Genomic DNA, 21,676 nt, shown 5'->3' with positions numbered 1-21,676 from the left:
ACCGGCGGACCGGGGTCAGCCGTTGAGGATGGCCTCGACCTGCTCGTCGAGCGTCGTGGCGATCTCGGTGACGTCGCCACCCTGGGCGATCTTGACCAGCGCATCCGGGATGATCTGCGCGGCTTCGACCTCGGCCCAGTTCGGGCTGGCGGGGGTGCCCTTGGAGTTGGCGAGCGCGGCGGCCTGAGCCTGGGCGACGGGGGTGTCCGGCAGCGCCGAGGCGGCCGAGACGATGCCCGGGGTCAGCCCCTGCTCCGCCAGCAGGACCTGGTAGTCCTCGGAGAGCATGATCTCCAGGGCCGCCTTCGCCTTCTCCGGGGCCGCGCTCTTGGTGGCGACGGCCACATTCGAGCCGCCGGCGAAGATCGGCGCGGTCTCGCCTTCGGTCAGGCCCGGCAGCGCGAAGGCGCCGAGGTCCTTGGCGTACGTGTCGGGGCATCCTTCGGAGACCTCTTCGCCGGCCGCCTCGTCACCCCACGGCCAGGCACCGGTCAGGTTGCCTTCGGCCCACGCGGGGCTGGAGATGAACCCGGCCTCGCCGTTGCAGAACGCGATGTTGGCCATCAGCTCGTTGCCGTCCGCCGGGGCGACCGAGGCGTTGAGGTAGACCTGCTGCAGCAGCTCGAGCCCCTCGAGGCTCTCCGGACTGGAGAACTGCGCGTCCCACGTGTCGCCGTCCTGCACGGCGATCTCGCCGCCGTAGGCCCAGATGTACGGAAGGGCGTTGTACCAGTCCTTACCCGGCGCGTAGATACCGGAGACACTGTCGGTGGTCAGCGCCTCGCCTTCGGCGACGTACTCCTCGAGGGTCGCAGGGACCTCGTCGACCATCATCGGGCTGTAGAAGACCACACGGCCGCCGGCGTAGTACGGGGCGGCGTACAGTGCGCCGTCGTAGGTGCCCGCGTCGACGAGACCGCCGAGGAGGTCGTCGCCACCGAGGTCCTCCTGGATGTCGGAGATGTCGAGGAACAGTCCGGCGTCGGCGAAGCCGAGCGCCTGGGTGTTGCCGACCTCGACGACGTCGGGGCTGTCGTTCGAGGACAGCGCCGCCGTGTAGGTGTCGGAGACGTCCGCCCAGGTCTTCTCCTCGATCGTGAGCGTCCAGCCCTCGTTCTCGGCCTCGAAGGTCTCGGTCAGGTAGTCGCGCGCCGTCTGGGGGGTGTCGGTCCCGACGAGCCAGACCGTCAGATCGCCGGTCTCCGGCTCTGAGGAGGCGGCGTCATTGCCACCGGCGCAGCCGGCGAGAGCGACAGCCGAGGCGCCCACGAGCGCGAACGCGCCGAGCTTGTGCTTCATGGTGTCATCCTTCGTTTTCTCTTGGTGGGGACGGGTCCGGGTGACCCGCCGGTGAGGGTGGTGCGTGGACCTACGAGACGCCGAGCTGTCCCGACAGGACCATGACGGCGGCGCCGCGCAGGACGATGTCCTGGCCTTGCTCCGTCATGCGGACCCGTACGCCGTCGTGGAACTGGGCGAGCGTGCGGGCACGGAGGGTCTCGACGGTCTGTGCGGCCAGCGCGCCGTCGAGCAGTTCACGGGGGCCGGAGAGAACGATCTCCGACAGGTCGAGCACACCCACGATGGGTGCCAGCGCGATTCCCAGGCGCTCCCCCGCGTCGCGGAGGACGGAGGTCTCATCGTCGGCCGCGGCGATGCGGGCGCTCAAGGCCGGCACCGCCAGCCAGGCCTCGAGACAGCCGATCTTGCCGCACGCGCAGCGGGGGCCGCCGTCGGTGCCGACGGTGACGTGGCCGATCTCGCCGGCTGCGAATCGCGCGCCCCGCATCGGCTGCCCGCCGGCGAGCAGGCCCGAACCGACACCGCGCCCGACCCGCACGAGCAGCACGTCATCGCGCGCGCCGCCGAAGGTGTACTCCGCGAGGACGGCCGCGTTGGCGTCGTTGGCCACGAGGACGGGAAGATCCAGGGCCGCGCGCAACTCGCCTTCCAGATCCAGACCGTCCCATCCGAAGTTCGGTGCGGTGAGGATCACGCCGTCGGCGTCGACGACACCGGGCGCGCCGACGCCCACGCCGAGCACGGGAGCGTGGGCGTCGTCCACGAGGTCGCGGGCGAGGCCGATCACCGCGGCCAGCGCCTGAGCGGCATCGGCGGGAACGGGGACCTCGGCCCGCGCGACGAGGTCGCCGTCGAGGGTGAGCACGGCGCCGAGGAACGTGTCGCTGCCGGAGAGGTCGAGGCCGACGATGCGGTGCCCGTCCCGATCGAGGTCGACGAGGATGGCAGGCTTGCCCGGCCGGGAGGACTCGCGCACGCCCTTCTCGGCGAGGAGCCCGTCGGCGATGAGACCCGCCACGAGGTCGGAGATCGTCACCCGCGTCAGCCCCGTCTCGCGTGCCAGATCGGCGCGGCTCATCGCGCCGCCGTGGAAGAGGGTCTGCAGGACGAGCGAGCGGTTGTGCCCGCGTGCGTGTTCGGGGAGCACCTTCGCGCCGGCGCGGTGGGCGCGGGCTCGCACGAAGGCGCCGGCGCCCGATGTCTCGGGGCGGAGCTCGCCGCCCGAGGAAGGGGTTCGGCGCTGCAGGTCCGGTGCTGACATGTTTGTTAGTAGACCTTACGAATTGAGCGCCCGCAACCCTTTCGCCCTATTTGCACGGCGTGTTTACAAAACCGTTACACGGCGGCCAACCGCGTGTGAGCGGATTCTCACGATCGCGTGGAGCGCCACTGGCCTACCCTGAGGAGACGGCGAAGGAGATCCATGAACCGCACCCTCACCGGCCTTGTCCTGTCGACCTCGGCCCTTCTCGCCCTCACCGGCTGCACCGGGGGCGGCGGGTCGGCCCCGCCGGACGACCCGGCCTCGCAGACGCAGGATGCCCCGGGCGACGACGGCCAGTCGGTCGCGGAAGCGTGCGAGGTGATCGCGGAGACGATCACCTCGGCCACGGCGCAGTTCGACGAAGGCGCCGGGGGCGATCTCGCGGACGTCGTCGCGGCGATGGAGGCGGCCTCGGCGGAACTCGCGACGACGACCCAGGCGATCACGAACGACGAGGTGGCCGCCCTGCTGCCGGACCTGCAGCGGATGTTCACCGAGGCGGAAGAGGTCTTCCAGGCCCTCGCCGACGGCGATGTGTCGGGCGCCGAAGACCTCGAGGAGATCGGCGGACGCTTCCAGGAGACCGGCGCCGCCTTCGAAGAGCTGTGCGCGAGCTGACCCCGGGCGGGAATCTTCAGCAGACCGTGATGATTCCGTAGCCGCCCCGTCGCCGCCCTCGCCTACCATGGAGAGGACGTGCAAGGCAGGCGGGGGTGAGCGCGTGACGGATGTCGTGACACGGCCGGGATCAGACGAGAACACGGCGGAGCTCGACGGTTCGCCGTCGACCCCCGATGGGACGCAGGCCGCACCGACCGAGCCGACCTACGAGTGGGCCCCCGCCGAAGCCGAGCCGCGCACGCGCCGGATCGGACTGTGGGCGGGGATCGGTGCGGGCATCGTCGCCCTCGGCGCCGCAGCCGCCTCGCTGGTGCTGATCGCCCCGGGGACCTCCGTCGCGGGGGTCGACGTCGGCTTCATGACGCAAGGCGCCGCCGCCGACGCCATCGCCGCGAACCTCGCGGACACGACCGTCGTCCTCACCGGTGACGGTGGCGGAGCGGCCATCACCGGAGCGGATCTGGGCGCGTCGATCGACGCGCGCGGGCTGGCCGAGACCGCCTTCGCCGAGCACCCGATGTGGAAGGTGACGTCGTGGTTCGCCGATCCCCTGCCGGGCACGATCCAGCTCGATGAGGCGGTGGCGTCGGCGGCCCTCGGCGCCGCGGTGCCGGCGATGTACACCGACCCGGTCGACGCAGAGGTCGCCTTCGACGACGAGAGCGAGACCTACGTCGTCACGCCGGGAATCGACGGCGCGGGCGTCGACGTCGCGTCGGTGCACGACGGACTGTCGACGGCGTTCGCCGCCGGACAGGCGACCGCGGAGATCGACACGGTCAGCGCCCCCGTGGTGCCCGAGCGACAGACCTACGTCGCCGAAGCGACCGCCGCGCGATTGAACGCGATGCTCGACGAGGCCGGGTTCTATGTCGGCGACGAACGCGTCGTCGCCGTCGAAGCGGCATCCCTCGCGTCCTGGATCACCCTCACGCCGGGTGAGCGCGGCACACTGGACATCTCGGTCGACCAGAGCGCCGTCCAGAAGGTCGTCGATTCGCTGCCGGAGACGGTGAACCGGGAAGCCGTGAACAACAAGGTGCTCGTCAACCTCGCCGGCACGACGATCGGCGGCGAGAACGAGGGCACGGTCGGACGCGAACTCGAGACGACCGACGGTATCGCCGCGGGCTTCTCCGAGCAGGTCGCAGCCGCCAACGGCGTCTACCAGCTGCCGGTCGTGGAGACCCCCTACGAGACCGCTGAGGTGGTGCGACTGCTCGAGGTCGACCTCAGCTCGCAGATGCTCTACCTCAAGGAGAACGACAACGTCGTCGACAGTTGGGCCATCTCCAGCGGCGTCAGCGACAAGCCGACCTACACGGGCCGCTACACGGTCCATGCCCACGTGCCGATCCAGACCATGCGGGGCTACGAGACCACCAACGGTGAGCGCATCTACGACGCCGACGGCGAGCCCGTGATGTACGAGACGCCCGATGTGAAGTGGATCATGTACTTCAACGGCGACCAGGCCTTCCACGGCGTGTACTGGCACTCCAACTGGGGAGCGCCGATGAGCCATGGGTGCGTCGGGATGCCCGAGTGGCGGGCCCAGCAGCTGTACAACTGGACCGCCCACGGCACCGACGTGTGGATCCACGACTGAGCATCGTCACGCGCTGCGGTGCGCCCTCTGCGCGCCGCCGGAACGCGCGGGAGCGCCGCCGCTAGCCTGACGGCATGCCGCGATTCGATCTGCCGCCGCACGAGCTGGACGCCTACCGGCCCGACATCGTCGAACCTGCCGACTTCGACGCGTTCTGGAGCTCGACGCTGGCCGGCTCCCGCGCGGCCGGCGACGACGTCGTCGTGTCGCCGGTGGACACGCCCCTGACAGAGGTGGATGTCTTCGATGTGACCTTCCCCGGGTTCGCCGGAGACCCGGTGAAGGCGTGGCTGTGGGCGCCCCGAGGCCGGGTAGGCGCGTTGCCCACGATCGTCGAATACAACGGCTACGGCGGCGGCCGGGGCCTGCCGCACGAGCGCCTCGCGTGGGCGGCGGGCGGGTACGCGCACCTGTTCATGGACACCCGCGGGCAGGGTTCCGGGTGGGGTGCGGGCGGCGAGACGGCCGACCCGCACGGCACCGGCGCGTCGACCCCCGGCTTCATGACGCGCGGCATCGATGACCCCGAGGGGTACTACTACCGTCGCGTGTTCACCGACGCCGTGCGCCTGGTCGATGCCGCCCGCACCCTTCCGATCGTCGATCCGGCCCGCATCGCCGTGGCCGGCGGCAGGCAGGGAGGCGGGATCGCGATCGCCGTGGCCGCCCTCTCCGACGGCATCGCCGCGGTGATGCCCGATGTGCCGTTCCTGTGCCACTTCGAGCGTGCCGTCGGTCTGACCGACCGCGACCCGTACGACGAGATCGTGCGGTACCTGCGCGTACACCGTGGCGCCGAGCAGAGGGTCTTCGACACCTTGTCCTACTTCGACGGTGCGACCTTCGCGACGCGTATCGATGCGCCGGCACTGTTCTCGGTGGGCCTGCACGACCTGACGTGTCCCCCGTCGACGGTCTACGCCGCGTACAACCGGCTCGCCTCGCGCACCCGCCGGATGGATGTCTACCCGTTCAACGACCACGAGGGCGGCCAGGCCTATCGCTGGCCACGGCAGGCGGCCTTCGTCGCCCAGCACGTCTGATCAGGCCGACAGAGACGGCGAGACGCCCCGACCCGCACGGGGTGGGGCGTCTCGTCGAGAGGGCCTCGCTCAGCTGAGGTCGTCGATGATCGCGTTCAGCGTGGCAGAAGGGCGCATCACGGCGTCGACAGCGGCACCGTCGGGTCGGTAGTAGCCACCGATCTCGACCGGAGAGCCCTGCACGGCGGCGAGCTCGTCGACGATCGTCTGCTCGTTGGCGGCCAGCGCCTCGGCGACAGGCGCGAAGATCTCCGCCAGCTCAGCGTCGGCCTCCTGAGCCGCCAGCTCCTGCGCCCAATACAGCGCCAGGTAGAAGTGGCTTCCGCGGTTGTCGATCGAGCCGAGCTTGCGCCCCGGCGACTTGTCGTTCTCCAGGAAGGTCCCCGTCGCCGCATCCAACGTGTCGGCGAGCACCTGGGCCCGCGCGTTGTCGGTCGTCGTGGCGAGGTGTTCCAGCGACGCGGCGAGGGCGAAGAACTCGCCGAGCGAGTCCCAGCGCAGGTAGTTCTGCTCCACCAGCTGCTGCACGTGCTTGGGCGCGGATCCGCCCGCCCCGGTCTCGAACAGACCGCCGCCGGCGAGCAGCGGGACGATCGAGAGCATCTTGGCGCTCGTGCCGACCTCGAGGATCGGGAAGAGGTCGGTGAGGTAGTCGCGCAGCACGTTGCCGGTCACCGAGATCGTGTCCTCGCCGCGGCGCATGCGCGCCAACGTGTAGCGGGTGGCCTCAGCCGGGGGCAGGATCACGATCTCGACGTCGGAGGTGTCCAGCAGAGCGAGCCCCTGGTGGACCTTCGCGATCAGCTGCGCGTCATGTGCCCGGTTGACGTCGAGCCAGAACACCGCCGGCGCGCCGGTGGCCCGCGCACGCGTGACGGCCAGCTTCACCCAGTCCATGATCGGGATGTGCTTGGTCTGGGTGGCGCGCCAGATGTCACCCGTGGCCACGGTGTGCTCGATGAGCACGGTGCCCTCGGAGTCGACGATCTGCACGACACCGGGAGCGGCGATCTCGAACGTCTTGTCGTGGCTGCCGTACTCCTCGGCCTTCTGGGCCATCAGGCCCACGTTCGGGACGGTGCCGATCGTGGCGGGGTCGAGCGGACCGTTCGCGATGACGTCGTCGATCACGGCCTGGTAGACGCCGGCGTAGGACGAGTCGGGGATCACCGCGAGGGTCTCGGCCTCGCCGCCGTCCACGCCCCACATCTTGCCGCCGTTGCGGATGAGGGCGGGCATCGACGCATCCACGATCACGTCGCTGGGCACGTGCAGGTTCGTGATGCCCTTGTCGGAGTTGACGTAGGACAGACGCGGTCCGGATTCCAGCGCCGCGGCGATCTCGGCCGTGATCTCCGCGCCCCCGTCCACGCGCTCGAGCCCGCTGAGGATCGAGCCGAGACCGTTGTCGGGGGTGAGCCCCGCGGCGGCGAGGGTGTCGCCGTGCCGTGCGAACACGTCGGGCAGGAAGGCCTTCACGACGTGGCCGAAGATGATCGGGTCGCTGACCTTCATCATGGTGGCCTTCAGGTGCACCGAGTAGAGCACATCGTCGGCCTCGGCCTGCGCCAGCGTGTCGGCGAGGAACGCATCGAGGGCCGCGGCCGACAGGAAGGTCGCGTCGATGACCTCGCGCGGCAGCACCTTCAGGTCGTCCTTCAGGATCGTCTCGGTGCCGTCTTCGGCGATGTGACGGATCGTGAGGGTGTCGTCGTGCGCGGCGACCCATGACTTCTCGTTGCTCTTGAAGTCGTCGTGACCCATCGTGGCCACGCGGGTCTTCGACCCGGCGGCGAACGGCTTGTTGGTGTGCGGGTACTTGCGCGCGTAGTTCTTCACCGCCCCCGGCGCACGGCGGTCGCTGTTGCCCTCGCGCAGCACCGGGTTGACCGCGGATCCCTTGATGCGGTCGTAGCGCGCACGCACGTCCTTGTCCTCGATGGAGGTCGGGTCGTCCGGGTAGTCGGGGATGTCGTACCCCTGCGACTGGAGCTCGGCGATGGCCGCCTTCAGCTGCGGGATCGACGCGGAGATGTTCGGCAGCTTGATGATGTTCGCTTCGGGGAGCGTGGCGAGCCCGCCGAGTTCGGCGAGGGCGTCGCCGACGTGCTGTTCATCGGTCAGCCGCTGCGGGAAGGCCGCGAGGATGCGGCCGCCCAGCGAGATGTCGCGGGTTTCGACGTCGACACCCGCCTTGCCGGTGACGGCCTTGATGATCGGGAGGAACGACGCCGTTGCGAGAGCGGGAGCCTCGTCGGTGTACGTGTAGATGATGGTCGAGTCGGTCACCTGTTCGTCTTTCGCTCGGTTGCGGATCAAGCCTAACGCAGGCGGTCGATTATCTTGATGTCAAGATAAATTCACCGCCGTGTTACGGGAAGCGTGTGCCGTGGCGGGGTTTGCGGCTAGCCTGTGCGTATGGCTGAGCTGCGACTTGTCGAACTGTCCGCCGCGACGATCGTCGCAGTCAACAACATGTCCCTCAAGCCCGGCCAGGAGCAGTACCTCGCTCCGGTCAGCTACGGCATCGCCGCCACGGTGGCCGATCCGCGCACCTCGTGGCAGCGCGTCGTGGTCGACGGCGACGAGGTCGTGGGCTTCGTCAGCGCCGGCTTCGACCCCGATGCGCCGGAGGAGCATTTCCGGTCCGTCCTGTGGCGCATCAACGTCGACGCCGACGATCAGGGGCGCGGTATCGGTCGATTCGCCATCGAGAAGCTGCTCGAAGAGGCCCGCGACCGCGGACTGGACAAACTGACGGTCATCTACGAAGAGGGGGAAGCAGGCCCGGAGGCCTTCTTCGCCCGAATGGGCTTCACCCCGGTCGGTGAGACCGAGTACGGTGAGGTCATCGCCGAGATCCGTCTCTGACGCACCGGCGACCGGCCGCTCCCGTCGAAGGTCCCGGCCGCCGCGTTCCGGCGGCGGGGCCTCGGATTCCCCTCCCCCACCGAGGCTCCGTCGCCCTCGCTCGGGAACGGCCGGAAGACCGCGGCGACGCCGGATGGCATGGGGGGCTTGCCACCCGACGCCGGCGCGGTCCGCCGGCCGCCTCGCTCAATCGGCGATCCAGCGCGCCGCCCCGTCGTGCCAGCGCACGGCCGCCGGCCCGGAGGGCAGAAGATCGGCGTGCCGGGGCATGACGATCCGCACCTCGTCCGCGCCCACGCGCGCGACGTAGACGACGTCGGCGCCGCGGTAGATGTGGGCGACGACCTCGACGGCGAGCGAGGCTCCCGCACTGCCTGCCGGAACGAGCTCGAGGTCTTCCTGACGCAGCATCACCCGTCCGGGACCATCGGCGCCTTCTCCGACCACGAGCACCTCGTCCTTCGTCGCGGACACCTGCGCGTAGCGGCCGGAACGGGTGGCGGGGAGCAGGTTCGCGGCGCCGATGAAATCGGCGGCGAAAGCCGTCTTGGGGGCCGAGTAGATCTCCTCCGGCGCCCCGACCTGTTCGATCACGCCGCCGTTCATGAGGACCACGCGATCCGACAGGCTCATGGCCTCCTCCTGATCGTGGGTGACGAAGACCGTGGTCAGTCCGAGGGAACGATGCAGCTCCTTCAGTTCGATCTGCATGTCTTCGCGCAGGCGCGCGTCGAGGTTGGACAGCGGCTCGTCCAGCAGCAGCACACGCGGTTCGACCGCGATCGCGCGAGCCAGGGCCACCCGCTGCTGCTGCCCACCGGACAGCTGCGGCGGCATCCGGTCGCCGAGGTGCCCCATCTGCACACGTTCGAGAGCTGCCTGCGCGAGTTCGCGTTGGCGCGCCTTCGGCTGATCCCCCGCCATCCGGAGCCCGAAGCGGACGTTCTCGCGGACCGAGAGGTGCGGGAACAGCGCGTAGCTCTGGAACATCATGCCGAGGTGCCGCTTCTCCGGCGGCAGGCCGGTGACATCCTGCCCGGCGATGTGGATGCTCCCCGACGAGGTCGTCTCGAGACCGGCGATGCACCGCAGCAGCGTCGTCTTGCCGCAGCCGGAGGGCCCCAGCAACGACAGGAACTCGCCGGAGGCGGCTTCGAGGGAGATGCCCTTGAGCACCTGGGTGCCCTTGAAGTCCTTCTTCAGGGCGGCGATGGTGAGAGTGGCCATCAGACGAACAACCTTCCGAGTCCGATGATGCGCTCCAGGGCGATCATGAGTACGACGGTGAGCAGGACCATCAGCGTCGAGACCGCAGCGACCGTCGGCGACGTGCTGAACTCCAGCTGCCCGTAGATCGCGATGGGCAGGGTCTCGAGCTGCGGCGTGCGCAGGAACAGAGCGATGACGGCGTCATCGAAGGAGATGTTGAAGGCGAAGAACGCCCCCGCGGCGATTCCCGGACGCGCCACCGGCAGCACCACCAGCCGGTAGCGATTCCAGGTCCCCGCGCCCAGGGTTCGTGCCGCCTCCTCGGTGAAGCGGTCCGCGCGGGCCATCACACCGGTGACGGTGCGCATCACGTACGGGATCGCGATGACGGTGTGCACGAGGATCAGCACGCCGACGTTCGGTGCCCCGATCGTGAGCGATGCGACCGACAGGGCACCGATGGCGAGGATGATGGTCGGGATCGTCAGCGGCGACATCAGGAACGCCTGGATCGCCCCGGCTCCCGGGATCGGGAAGCGGGTCAGGGCGAGGGCTGCAGCCGTGCCGACCACGGCAGCCAGAAGGGCGACGGTGACCCCCACGAGCAGACTCAGCCGGAACGGCTCCAGGTAGGTGTCGCTCGTGAGCGCGTCGACGTACCAGTCGAGGGTGAATCCGGTCGGCGGGAAGGTGAGGAATCGACTCTCGCCGATCGACGCGCCCGCGACGACCAGAAGGGGCACGAGCATGTACGCCGTGACGAAGACCCCGAAGACACCCGCGAGCACCTTCGTCCACAGCGGAAGAGATCTCACCATGCGGTGGCCCTCTGCTTTCCGATTCGGGCGACCGCGGCCAGCACCAGCATGACACCGGCGAACAGCAGCACAGCCTGGGCGGCGGCGAAGGGCCAGTCGAGGTTGGTGGTCGCGTCGATGTAGATCGTCTGCGCGAAGACCGGGATCTGCACGCCGCCGATGAAGCGCGGCGTGATGAACGAGCTCACCGACAAGACGAACACGAGGGACGCCCCCGCGACGATGCCCGGAACCGACAGCGGCAGCACGACAGTCCCGAGTGTCCGCCAGAAGCCGGCTCCGAGCGTGCGGGAGGCTTCTTCGAGCTGCGGGCTGATGCCCGCCATGACGCCGAGGATGCTGAGCACGGCGAACGGCAGGAGCACCTGGACCATGGCGATCACGATCCCCGCCTCCGTGCCGAGCAGGCCCTGGGTGCCGCCGACCAGCTCCTGCAGTCCGGGGATCTGCATGAGCGGACCCGCGGGGCTCATCAGCACGACCCAGCCGAAGGTGCGCACGACCACACTGGTCATCAGGGGGAGGATGACCACGATCAGCAGCAGCGATCGCAGGCGCGATCCCGCCCTCGCCATGATGTACGAGAGCGGGATCGCGATGATCAGCGCGACGACGGTCTGGATCACGCCCAGCCGTAGCGACCGCCACGCCGCCTGCATGTAGTAGTCACTGGAGAACAGCCGGATGAAGTTCTCCAGGGTGAACCCGCCTGCGGGCGTCTGCACGCTCATGAGGAGCATGCCCGCCACGGGTGTGACGAAGCCGATCCCGAGCAGGGCAGCCGCGGGCAGAAGAAGGAGCCAGGGCTCCTTGCGGGTTCGCACGCTCATCCGGTGATCAGCGCATTCCACTCATCGGTCCACGCGGTGCGTCCCTCGGCGATGTCCGCCGGGGCGTACACGACGACCTCGTCGAGGTCATCCGCCGAGAGGACCGAGTCCGCGGCGTCGCCGGAGACCTCGGTGGTCGTGTTGACCGGCGAGTACCGCATCTCCTCGGCGAAGACGGCCTGCGCCTCGGGGCTGAGCTCGTAGTCGACGAACAGCTTCGCCAGCTCCGGGTTGTCGCGACCGGCGACGACGTTCGACGTGATGAGCGAGGCGGTCACGCCCTCCTCCGGCACGATGAACTCGACCGGCAGACCCGCGTCGATCAGGGTGCCCGCGTAGTCCATCGCGTAGGGGGCCAACCACGTGTCGCGCTGCGCGAACGCCGTCTGCAGGTCGGGCGAGGTGGGCACGACGATCGCGTCGCCGTCGGCCGCCAGGGCACCGAGTTCGCCGATCGCCTCGCTCGGGTCCTCGATGCCGCCGCCGAGCGCATCCGACACGCGCAGCATCGAGAGCACGCCGTAGGTGTTGGAGAAGTCGGTCAGGGCGACATGCCCGGCGTAGGCCTCGTCGAACACGTCGAGCCAGCTGGTGGGCGCCGGGGCTCCCGACTCGGTGTTGTAGACCAGCCCGATGGGGGCGAGCTGGATGACCGGCCCTTCGCCGCGCTCCAGGCCCGCCGCGGCCACATCGATCAGATCGCCGGAGGTGGCCAGCTCGTCGGCCGCGATCGGCTCGAGCAGGCCGTCCGCGGCCGCGGTGTACTCCTGGCCGCCGGAGAAGTGGACGACATCGATCTGCGGAGAAGCCGCCTGAGCGGTGATCTGGGCCAGGGCGTCGCCGGAGTACAGCGTGACCAGCTCGACCTCGGCGCCGGTGTCGGCCTCGAAGGGCTCGACGACGGCCTTGATGAAGGCCGTCTCCCAATCTCCGCCGAAGGAGGTGACGACGAGAGTCTCGCCGGCGTAGTCGAGATCGGCGGAGGCGTCGGACGACGACGTGTCGTCGCCGGCGGAGCAGGCGGCCAGGACGAGCGCTCCGGAGACGGCGATCGCACCACCGGTGAGGATTCTGCGGGTGTTCATGTGGGGCTCCTTGTTTCGGGTGGGGGGAGGGAGGCCGCTCAGGAGACGCGGCCGATGGTGAGCTGTTTGGCTCCGTCGATGCGGATCGCCGCGCTCTCGCGCGCGAACTCCTCGAGACCTTCGGTCACCGAGGCCCAGATGTTCACGGGGGTCCATCCGAGGGGTCCGAGCACGCGGGCACCGCGGTCGTAGAACACGCCGACCTCGTACCATTCGAACGGCAGGCCGCCCATCTGCATGGGCTGCTGCCAGTACCACATCAGGTCGCCGGGGGCGGGGACGACCTGCTGGTTCTCGAACGGCACCGTCTGAGGGTCGAAGTTCTGCGCCTCTTCGGGAAGGCCGACCATCACCTCGGGGCCAGCGTACATCGCGTGCAGCGCCTGCATGGTGCGGGGAGTCTCGAACGCGCCCCACAGAGCCTCGCACGTGCGGGGGGCGTGCTCTTCGAGGAGCGTCGCCACGGCTCGCACACCGCTGTCGTACTGGAGGAAGATCTTCTTGGTCACGGAATGGTCTCTCTGATCGGGTTCGAGGGGTCGGTACGCATCTGGTGCGCGTGGGCCGCGGCGACCAGCGCCGCGAACAGGGGGGCCTCGGCCGCCGCTTCGGCGGGGTCGAGGAGCTTCTCGGGATGCCACTGGACCGCCCAGAAGGGCCATCCGTCGGGCCCGTCGAGGCCTTCGACGACGCCGTCGTCTGCTCGGGCACTGACCCGGAATCCCTCCGCGACGACATCGACGGCCTGGTGGTGGATCGTGTTCACGCGGTGTCGGGTGGTCCCGTACACCGCCGCGAGCGCGGATCCGGCGACGATGTCCACGTCGTGGCGGATGCGTGCTTGGTCTGCGGCGGCGAGCACGGGTGCGTGGTCGGCTGTGGCGGGGAGGTCCACCACGAGGGTCCCGCCGAAGGCGACGTTGACGACCTGCAGACCGCGACAGATTCCGAGCAGCGGCAGCCCGCGCTCCCGCGCGCCCCGCACCAGCGCGATCTCGAACGCGTCGCGCTCCGGGTCGTAGCGACGTCCGGATTCGGGGGCGCAGCCGTATCGGCCCGGATGCACATCCTGCCCGCCGGAGATCACGAGCCCGTCGAGCGAGTCCAGGAGCTCGTCGACGCCGGCGGTCGGCGGGAGCAGCACGGGAACCCCGCCGGCGGCCTCCACCGGATCGGCGTACTCGACGCCGAGCGAGTGGACGGGCCGCTGCGGGCCGAGGTCTGTGTCGACATGCCGCAGCCAGGTCGTGACGCCGACGAGCGGGCGGGTCATGACAGGTCGATCCAGGTGGTCTTGAGGTCGGTGAACTTGTCGATCGCGTGCAGGCTCTTGTCCCGCCCGTATCCCGATCCCTTGACGCCGCCGAAGGGGATCGTCATATCCCCCTCCTCGAAGCAGTTGACCCAGACCACGCCCGCTCGCAGCCGTCGGGAGACGCGGTGGACGGCCTTGAGGTCGTCACTCCACAGCGCGGCAGCCAGGCCGTACTCGGTGCCGTTGGCGATTCGCAGCGCATCGTCGAGGTCGTCGTAGGCGATCACCGACAGCACCGGACCGAAGATCTCTTCGCGCGCCACCTCGTGGGAAGGGTCGGCGGCGATGACGGCGGGGGCGAAGTAGCTGCCGCCGGGGATCACCTCTCGGCGCGCGGCCGATCCGGCCACCACGCGTGCGCCATCGTCCGGCGCGCGCCGGACGAACCCGGCGATGCGCTCGAGCTGGCGATCGCTGACGATCGCCCCCATGCCCGTGGCGGGGTCGAGCGGGTCGGCCGGCTCGGAGTCGGCCGCGACGGCCGCGGCGATCTCGAGCGCCTCGTCCCGCCGCGCGCGGGGCACGAGCAGCCGCGACGACGACGTGCACATCTGCCCCTGGTTGTAGAAGCAGCCATCGGCGGTGGCCCGCACCGCCTTGTCGAGGTCGGCGTCGGGCAGCACGAGGCTCGCCGTCTTGCCGCCGAGCTCGAGCCAGACACGCTTGCCGTTGGAAGCCGCGGAGTACCCGAGGAACCGACGGCCGACCTCGGGCGACCCGGTGAAGGTGAGGACGTCGACATCCGGATGCTCGCCGAGCGCGCGCCCGGCCACGGCGCCGTGCCCGGGGACGACGTTGAACACGCCCGCCGGAAGCCCGGCGTGGGCGGCGATCTCGGCCAGCAGCAGAGCCGAGTGGCTGGTGTGTTCGGCCGGCTTGACGACGACGCTGTTGCCCGCCGCCAGCGCAGGAGCGACCTTCCAGGCGGTCATCGTCAGCGGGAAGTTCCAGGGCACGACGGCGGCGACGACCCCCGCCGGCTCGCGTGTCACCAGCGCCAGACTGTCGTCACCGGTGACGGGCGACTCGTCGATCAGCTTGTCGGCGGCCTCGCCGTACCAGCGGAAGCAGTTCACGACGGCGCGCATCTCGGTCTCGAGGGCTTCGCGGATCGGCTTGCCCATTTCCAGCGCGATCAGCAACGCGAGCTGGTCGGCTCGCGCGTGGACGGCCTCGGCCACGTCCCGCAGCACCCGCCCCCGCTCACGCGGTGCGAGGCGGGAGAACTCCCCCTCGTCGAAGGCGCGCCGGGCCGAGCGCACCGCCGCGTCGACGTCGTCGGGGGAAGCGGCGGCGATGACCGGAAGCGCCCGGCCGTCGCGGGGTGCGGTGAGGGTCAGCGGGTCTCCGTGGCCGAGGACGATGCGCCCGTCGACGAAGGGACCGTCGTGGAAGGTCAGCGCGTCGATCCGACCGACCCAGTCCTCGCCCTGCGCACTGAACACTGACCGACCTCTTCTCCCGCGACCATCGCGTGGGAGAGAGTCTTGCCCTTTTCAGCCGTTTCAGCAAGCTTTGGTGGCGGATTTCGCCACAATTAACATTCCTGTAGCAATTTACGGCTACTCCGCGGCGTTCTCGTCCTCTCGATCGGGGCCCTCGTCGATCACGAGCGATCCGCGGAGGACGGGGGTGACGACCACGAGCGACTCGACGACCTCGAGGCCGTCGTTCTCGGCGATGACGGGGCTGGTGAGGAAGCGGTAGAAGTCGTCCTCGTCGCGCACGAGGACGTTCGCCAACAACGGCGTCGAGCCCGTCGTGGCCACGACGAACTTCACCTCGGGCGCGGCGGCGAGCGCCCGGCCGATCTGCTCCATGCGGGCCATCGGAGCCCGCATCCACACGAGCGCCTCCAACCCGAGTCCGAACAGGGCGGGCACGACCTCGGTCCTCGGATGCATGAGACCGCGTCGGTGCAGCGAATCCAGCCGACGCCGCGCGGTGGTGGCATTGACCTCGAGAGCGCGCGCGAGCTGCGCGATCGGCATCCGGCCCTCCAGGAGCAGCAGATCGATCAGGCGCTCCTCATCGGGCGAGATCGCATCGGCCGGATCGGCCGGCGGAGCCGTCTCGCCGCGCAGGGTGCGCGCCTGCTCGGCGGTCAGCAGCCCCGGGGCGATCCAATCGCTCCCCGAGCGGAAGAAGCGCAGCACCCGCGCGACGTTGACCGAGACGATGCCGGGGATGGCGGGGATGTCCCGGTAGAGCAGGCGCCGCACGGCCGCGTCGTCGCGGGGAAGCAGCATCGCGCCGACGTCGTTGCTGCCCTCGAGCACCGACACCGACGATGCATCCGTACGGCGGGACAGGGCGCGGGCGACATCCCACAGCGCCGCCGGCTCGGTGGTCACGCGGAGGACGGTCGCTCGGGCATGGAGGACGCGGGCCACGTCGACGTAGGTCGAGATGCGGACCCAGCCGCGATCGAGCAGACGCTGACCGCGCCGCGCGACCGTGCGCTCCGGCATGTCCAGCACGCGCGCGACCTCACCCCACGCCGCACGGCCGTTCACCTGCAGCGCAGCCGCGATCATCCGATCGACGTCGTCCGCTTCGTCCTGCGCCGCCACGGGCATCCCTGGAGTACTCACCTGCACGCCACCCGACGATACGGGACTCCCGCGTCGCTCCGATCCGCATCCCGGCCGCCACGCCGCCCACCCGCCGGCGAGCGGCGCGATGTCGGAGAATCGGCGCAATGTCGGAGGATCTGGCTCATATCCTCCGACATCGGCGCGACTCTCCGACGGCGCAGGCGGGGTTCCCGCCCCTCCACAGGTGCCGGGAGAGCCCTCCGCCGTCCACAGACGGCGTGACCGGCGGTCATCCACCGCGGCGCGGGGCCAGCCTTGCGGCATGGATCTGGTGGAATGGCTGGCCGTACGCGCGGGGATCGCGCACCGCGACGACGTGGCCCGGGCCGGCTTCACGCCGCGCGTGGTGGACGCCGCGATCGCGGCAGATCGCGCGCGCCGTGTCAGACGCGTGTGGATCGCGCTCGCCCACGCGGATGCGGAGCTGACGCGCGCTGCCGGTCTCGGGGGCCGGGTGGCCTGCCTTTCCGTCGCACGACGGCGGGGCTGGTGGATCCCCGAGACCGCAGACACCCGACCCCACCTCCACTTCCGCCCGCACGGGAGGGCGGAGCCGTTCGACGGGGTCTCGCATTGGACCAAGCCGATCTCTCCGGTGCCGCCGACATCCCTGCTGGAGTCCGTCGAGGATGCCCTCTCGCATATTGCGTCGTGCGTCGACCCGGAGACGTCTCTCGTGGTGTGGGAGTCGGCGATCCGAACCGAGAGGCTGTCCCTGGACGCGCTGCGCCGGGTCCGCTGGCCCTCGCGCGCCGCCGCCGCCTGCGCGGCCGAAGCCGACGGTCTGTCCGATTCCGGGCTGGAGACGATCGCCATCGTGCGCCTGTCGCGCTGGGGCGTGCCGATCCGACAGCAGGTGTTCCTCGCGGGGCATCCCGTCGACCTGCTGATCGGCGAGCGGCTCGTGGTCCAGCTCGACGGGTTCGCGCATCACTCCACGTCGAAGGACCGTACCCGCGACCTCCGGCATGACGCCGAGCTTCGATTGCGCGGCTTCACCGTGCTGCGCTTCAGCTATGCCCAGGTCGTCCACGACTGGCCGGCCGTCGAACGCACGATCGGGCGCGCCATCGCCGCAGGAGACCACCTCGCGTGACCGCCGCATCCGCTGACCATCGGCCCGATGTCGGAGAATCGGCGCAATGTCGGAGGATGTGGCTCATATCCTCCGACATCGGCGCGATGCTCCGACATCGGTGCGGCGAGAAGCCACCGGGGTGCAGGCGTCAGACCAGGGACTGCTGCCACGCGCTGTGGAGCTGCGCGAACTTGCCGTCACCGGCGATCAGGGCTGCCGGGGCGTCGTCCTCGATGATGCGCCCGTGCTCCATCACGAGCACCCGGTCGGCGATGGCGACCGTCGACAGGCGATGCGCGATGATGATCGCCGTGCGATCGGCCAACAGGGTCTGCAGCGCATCCTGGATGAGGCGCTCGCTCGGGATGTCGAGCGAGGCGGTCGCCTCGTCGAGGATGAGCACGGCCGGGTTCGCCAGGAACGCCCGCGCGAAGGAGATCAGCTGCCGCTGACCGGCCGACACCCGCCCGCCGCGCTTGTTCACGTCGGTGGCGTACCCATCGGGAAGGGCTTCGATGAAGCCGTGCGCACCGACCGCGCGCGCCGCATCCTGGATCTCCTCCAGGGTCGCGTCGGGCTTTCCGAGCGCGATGTTGTCGGCGACGGTCCCGCTGAACAGGTAGGCCTCCTGCGTCACCATGACGATCGCGCGGCGCAGGTCCTTGGGATGCATGCGTCGCAGATCGACGCCGTCGAGCGTGATCGCACCCCGCGTGGGGTCGTAGAAACGCGAGACGAGCTTGGCGAGGGTCGACTTGCCCGCACCGGTGGTACCCACCAGAGCGATCGTCTGCCCAGCCGGGATGTCGAGGGTGAAATCGGGGAGGATCGTCCGGTCCTCCGAGTATCCGAACCGCACGTCGTCGAAGCGCACGTGGCCGCGGGCCTCCCACAGGTCCACGGGGTCGCGCGGATCGGGCACGGTCGGCTCCTCCTCGAGCACCCCCGACACCTTCTCCAGGGCCGCCGTCGCCGACTGGTAGGAGTTCAGGAAGAACGCCACCTCCTGCAGCGGCGAGAAGAAGTTGCGGACGTACAGGACCGCGCCCACGAGCGTGCCGATCGCGATGGCGCCGTCGGCGACCCGCACGCCGCCCCAGAAGACGATGAGCGCCAACGAGAGCGACGCGATGGCCATGAGGCCCGGCTCGAAGGTGCCGAACAGGCGGATGGAACGCATGTTGACGTCGCGGTACTGCATCGCGAGGCCGCCGAACTCGTCGTCGTTGCGGGGCTCCTTTCGGAACGCCTTGACGGCGCGGATGCCGGTCATCGTCTCGACGAACTTCACGATCACCTGCGCACTGATCACCCGCGACTCGCGGTAGACCAGCTGCGAGCGCAGGTAGAACCAGCGCATCAGGAAGAACAGCGGAATGCCCATCACGACGAGGATGACCCCCGACTGCCAGTCCAACAGGAGCAGCGCGACGAGGGTGAAACCGCCGTAGAGCAATCCCGAGACGAGCTCGTTCAACCCACCGTCCAGCAGCTCCCGGATGGTGTCGAGGTCGCTGGTCTGTCGCGAGATGATCCGCCCGGAGGTGTAGGACTCGTGGAATTCCAGACTGAGGCGCTGGGTGTGCAGGAAGATCCGCTTGCGAAGGTCGAGCATGATGGCCTGCGTGAGCCGGGCCGCCACGACCGCGTACCAGCCGACGAGCCCCGCGCCCCCGAAGGCGGTGAGCAGGTAGACGGCGACCACGCCGATCGTGGGCATCCAGTCCATGCGATCGGTTGCCGCCGGGAGCGCGGTGTTGATGCCGTAGGTGATCAGCGCCGGCCCGGCCACCCGCAACGCCGTGGAGACGATGAGCACGGCGGCGGCCAGCACGAGCTGCCACCGCAGGTTGCCCACGAGGGACCCGAGCAGGCGCAGCGAGCGCCGCCGGATCGCCCGGCTCTCTTCGCGGGTGTAGTCGGAGCGGTCTTCGCCGCTGGTTCCGAGGATCGCGGTGCTCACAGGTTCACCTCCGTCTCGCGCGCACGCGCGTGGTCGTCTTCGAGGCTCGAGATCACATGACGGTAGTGGGCGCTTTCGCGCAGCAGGTCGGAGTGCGCCCCGACCGCGGTGACTCTCCCGGCTTCGAGCAGCGCGACCCGATCGGCCAGCATGACCGTGGACGGGCGGTGTGCGACGATCAACGCCGTGGTGTCGTGCAGCACCTCGCGAAGCGCGTCCTCCACGAGTGCCTCCGTGTCGACATCGAGCGCCGACAGCGGGTCGTCCAGGACGAGGATCGCCGGCCGAGCCGCCACCGCACGCGCAAGGGCGAGCCGCTGTCGCTGCCCGCCGGACAGGCTGAGGCCCTCCTCGCCGATGACGGTGTCCACGCCGCGCGGCAGGTCGTCGACGAAGTGCGCCTGCGCGACCTGCAGGGCTTCGCGGAGGATGCGCTCGGCTTCCTCGCTCCCCGGCTCGAGGTCCTCGCGCCCGAGCAGCACGTTCTCGCGCACCGTCTGGGAGAACAGGGTGGCGTCCTCGAACGCCATCCCCACGTGGGTGCGCAACTCGGCGAGGGTGAGGTCTCGCACGTCGACCCCGTCGACGGTCACGCTCCCCGCGGTGACGTCGTACAAGCGCCCCGGCAGGGTCGTCAGGGTCGTCTTGCCCGATCCGGTCAGTCCGACCAGCGCCATCGTCTCCCCCGGCCGGAGGGTCAGATCGACGCCGTCGAGCAGGTCGCGCTCGTGGTCGCGCGCGTCCTGGTAGCGGAAGTGCACACCCTCGAAGGCGAGCTCGCCGCGGGGCTCGGCGACGGTCTTCGGCTCGGCCGGATCGACGATGGGGTTCTCCTCGTCGAAGACCTCGAAGATCCGATCGGTCGCGGTGCGCGCATCCAGCAGGAACGAGAACAGGAACCCGATCGACTCGACCGGCCAGCGCAGGATCGTCGTCATCGCGAAGAACGCCACGAGCTCCCCGACGCCGAGCTGGCCCATCGCGACGAGGTAGATGCCCGCACCGAGGCACAGGGCGAAGGCGATGTCGGGCAGCAGCACGAGCCAGAACCAGATCCAGCCGACCGCGCGGGCCTTGTCGAGCTCGGTCTCGCGCAGGGTCTCGGCCTGGCGGGTGAACTTCTTCAGTGCGTGCGGACCGCGCCCGAACGCCTTGAGCACGCGGATGCCGTGGACGCTCTCCTCGACGCTGGTGGCGAGGTCTCCCGCTTGGTCCTGGCTCTGCCGCGCGAGGATGCCGTACGTCTTCTCGAAGCGGTAGCCGGCGTACCAGAGCGGTGCGGACGTGACCAGGAAGATCGTGCCCAGCGCCCAGTGCCAGCGGAACAGCAGCGCGGCGCCGACGAGGATCGTGAGGACGTTGACCACGAGCAGCACGAGACCGAAGGCGATCCAGCGACGCAGCATGCTGATGTCCTGCATCATCCGGCTCAGCAGCTGACCCGACTGCCAGCGATCGTGGAAGGCGACGGGCAGACGCTGCAGACGCGAGTAGAACGTCTGGCGGATGTCGTACTCCATGAGGGTGGCCGGAGCGAGGACGAACCACCGGCGCAACCACACCAGGAGGGCTTCGGCCAGACCGAGCCCCAGGATCGCCGCGGCGCCCCAGGCGATGAGCACCGTCGAACCGGAGGCGATGGGCCCGCGAACGACCTCCTCGAGGATCAGCGGGATCATCAGCGCGAGGATGCTCGCGCCGAGCGCGCTGACGGCGCCGAGCGTCAGGCGCGGGAGGACGGGCTTGGCGAACGGCAGGAGCCGTGCGAGGGCTCGGGGGGTGGAGAGGCGGTGCGGAGTAGGAGCGGCCTGGTCAGCGGAGGCGGTGGTGGTCATGATCCTCGTGGGAGTGGTGGAGCGAACCGCGGTGGCGGTGGAAAGGCGCCGATCGGCGCGGAAGACGAGGGCGTGCGTGAGAGACAACGCACGCGAGCGGTGGAAGATGCCCGGGCGGCGCTCCCGGGCGGGCGAGCGGCCCTCAGCGCGAGCGGTCGCGCGCCACCCCGGAACGGATGACCAGGACGGATGCGCTCTTCACAACGGCGGCGTGGGACATGGCATCCTCCTCGGTT

The 21,676-nt window shown here is 69.8% G+C and carries 18 protein-coding genes; 5 read left to right on the top strand and 13 right to left on the bottom strand.

The window, feature by feature from the left end; all coding sequences use genetic code 11:
• Positions 1–15 precede the first annotated feature (15 nt).
• Both RZO50_RS08015 and RZO50_RS08010 read right to left on the bottom strand, forming a co-directional pair.
• Complete coding sequence (locus RZO50_RS08015) at positions 16–1,299, bottom strand: extracellular solute-binding protein (RefSeq protein WP_322599188.1); 1,284 nt, start codon at positions 1,297–1,299, stop codon at positions 16–18.
• 70 nt (positions 1,300–1,369) lie between these two features.
• Positions 1,370–2,563, bottom strand: a complete 1,194-nt coding sequence (locus tag RZO50_RS08010) for an ROK family transcriptional regulator (protein ID WP_322599187.1) — start codon at positions 2,561–2,563, stop codon at positions 1,370–1,372.
• A gap of 162 nt (positions 2,564–2,725) precedes the next feature.
• Here RZO50_RS08010 and RZO50_RS08005 point away from each other — a divergent pair, with 162 nt between their 5' ends.
• From RZO50_RS08005 to RZO50_RS07995, 3 genes are all read left to right on the top strand, one after another.
• Positions 2,726–3,184 (top strand): hypothetical protein, encoded by a 459-nt coding sequence (locus RZO50_RS08005; RefSeq protein WP_322599186.1) that lies wholly within the window; start codon positions 2,726–2,728, stop codon positions 3,182–3,184.
• A gap of 103 nt (positions 3,185–3,287) precedes the next feature.
• Positions 3,288–4,796: a L,D-transpeptidase family protein gene (locus RZO50_RS08000; RefSeq protein ID WP_322599185.1), complete on the top strand. Its 1,509-nt coding sequence runs from the start codon at positions 3,288–3,290 to the stop codon at positions 4,794–4,796.
• A 74-nt stretch (positions 4,797–4,870) separates the two neighbouring features.
• Positions 4,871–5,839: an acetylxylan esterase gene (locus RZO50_RS07995; RefSeq protein WP_322599184.1), complete on the top strand. Its 969-nt coding sequence runs from the start codon at positions 4,871–4,873 to the stop codon at positions 5,837–5,839.
• Positions 5,840–5,908: 69 nt separating this feature from the next.
• Here RZO50_RS07995 and RZO50_RS07990 read toward each other — a convergent pair whose 3' ends face one another.
• Complete coding sequence (locus RZO50_RS07990) at positions 5,909–8,128, bottom strand: NADP-dependent isocitrate dehydrogenase (RefSeq protein WP_322599183.1); 2,220 nt, start codon at positions 8,126–8,128, stop codon at positions 5,909–5,911.
• 129 nt (positions 8,129–8,257) lie between these two features.
• On the opposite strand from RZO50_RS07990, the gene RZO50_RS07985 reads away from it, so the two are divergent.
• Complete coding sequence (locus tag RZO50_RS07985; RefSeq protein WP_322599182.1) at positions 8,258–8,710, top strand: GNAT family N-acetyltransferase; 453 nt, start codon at positions 8,258–8,260, stop codon at positions 8,708–8,710.
• Between the two features lie 186 nt (positions 8,711–8,896).
• Here the strand turns inward: RZO50_RS07985 and RZO50_RS07980 are convergent, their stop codons facing one another.
• From RZO50_RS07980 to RZO50_RS07945, 8 genes are all read right to left on the bottom strand, one after another.
• Positions 8,897–9,937 (bottom strand): ABC transporter ATP-binding protein, encoded by a 1,041-nt coding sequence (locus tag RZO50_RS07980; RefSeq protein WP_322599181.1) that lies wholly within the window; start codon positions 9,935–9,937, stop codon positions 8,897–8,899.
• The gene (locus RZO50_RS07975) at positions 9,937–10,737 is read right to left on the bottom strand and encodes an ABC transporter permease (RefSeq protein WP_322599180.1); all 801 of its coding nucleotides are present in this window, start codon (positions 10,735–10,737) and stop codon (positions 9,937–9,939) included. Before RZO50_RS07975 ends, RZO50_RS07980 begins: the two co-directional genes overlap by 1 nt.
• Positions 10,731–11,567, bottom strand: a complete 837-nt coding sequence (locus RZO50_RS07970; protein ID WP_322599179.1) for an ABC transporter permease — start codon at positions 11,565–11,567, stop codon at positions 10,731–10,733. Before RZO50_RS07970 ends, RZO50_RS07975 begins: the two co-directional genes overlap by 7 nt.
• On the bottom strand, positions 11,564–12,652 hold the full coding sequence (locus RZO50_RS07965; RefSeq protein WP_322599178.1) for an extracellular solute-binding protein: 1,089 nt from the start codon (positions 12,650–12,652) through the stop codon (positions 11,564–11,566). The genes RZO50_RS07970 and RZO50_RS07965 overlap by 4 nt, the downstream gene beginning before the upstream one ends.
• 38 nt (positions 12,653–12,690) lie before the next feature.
• The gene (locus tag RZO50_RS07960; protein ID WP_322599177.1) at positions 12,691–13,161 is read right to left on the bottom strand and encodes a DUF3830 family protein; all 471 of its coding nucleotides are present in this window, start codon (positions 13,159–13,161) and stop codon (positions 12,691–12,693) included.
• A complete protein-coding gene (locus RZO50_RS07955; RefSeq protein WP_322599176.1) occupies positions 13,158–13,925 on the bottom strand; it encodes a gamma-glutamyl-gamma-aminobutyrate hydrolase family protein in 768 nt (255 codons plus the stop codon). The genes RZO50_RS07960 and RZO50_RS07955 overlap by 4 nt, the downstream gene beginning before the upstream one ends.
• The gene (locus tag RZO50_RS07950) at positions 13,922–15,412 is read right to left on the bottom strand and encodes an aldehyde dehydrogenase family protein (protein WP_322599175.1); all 1,491 of its coding nucleotides are present in this window, start codon (positions 15,410–15,412) and stop codon (positions 13,922–13,924) included. The genes RZO50_RS07955 and RZO50_RS07950 overlap by 4 nt, the downstream gene beginning before the upstream one ends.
• Positions 15,413–15,529: 117 nt before the next feature.
• The gene (locus RZO50_RS07945; RefSeq protein WP_322599174.1) at positions 15,530–16,540 is read right to left on the bottom strand and encodes an Lrp/AsnC family transcriptional regulator; all 1,011 of its coding nucleotides are present in this window, start codon (positions 16,538–16,540) and stop codon (positions 15,530–15,532) included.
• Positions 16,541–16,826: 286 nt separating this feature from the next.
• On the opposite strand from RZO50_RS07945, the gene RZO50_RS07940 reads away from it, so the two are divergent.
• On the top strand, positions 16,827–17,660 hold the full coding sequence (locus RZO50_RS07940) for an endonuclease domain-containing protein (RefSeq protein ID WP_322599173.1): 834 nt from the start codon (positions 16,827–16,829) through the stop codon (positions 17,658–17,660).
• Positions 17,661–17,790: 130 nt separating this feature from the next.
• Here RZO50_RS07940 and RZO50_RS07935 read toward each other — a convergent pair whose 3' ends face one another.
• Both RZO50_RS07935 and RZO50_RS07930 read right to left on the bottom strand, forming a co-directional pair.
• Positions 17,791–19,605, bottom strand: a complete 1,815-nt coding sequence (locus RZO50_RS07935) for an ABC transporter ATP-binding protein (RefSeq protein ID WP_322599172.1) — start codon at positions 19,603–19,605, stop codon at positions 17,791–17,793.
• On the bottom strand, positions 19,602–21,440 hold the full coding sequence (locus tag RZO50_RS07930) for an ABC transporter ATP-binding protein (protein ID WP_322599171.1): 1,839 nt from the start codon (positions 21,438–21,440) through the stop codon (positions 19,602–19,604). Before RZO50_RS07930 ends, RZO50_RS07935 begins: the two co-directional genes overlap by 4 nt.
• Between the last annotated feature and the right edge of the window lie 236 nt (positions 21,441–21,676).

It is taken from the genome of Microbacterium xanthum (genome assembly GCF_034531355.1).
Taxonomy (GTDB): Bacteria; Actinomycetota; Actinomycetes; order Actinomycetales; family Microbacteriaceae; genus Microbacterium; species Microbacterium xanthum.
The sequence above is the reverse complement of the archived record's forward strand: the minus strand, read 5'-3'. Positions and strand labels throughout refer to the sequence as shown.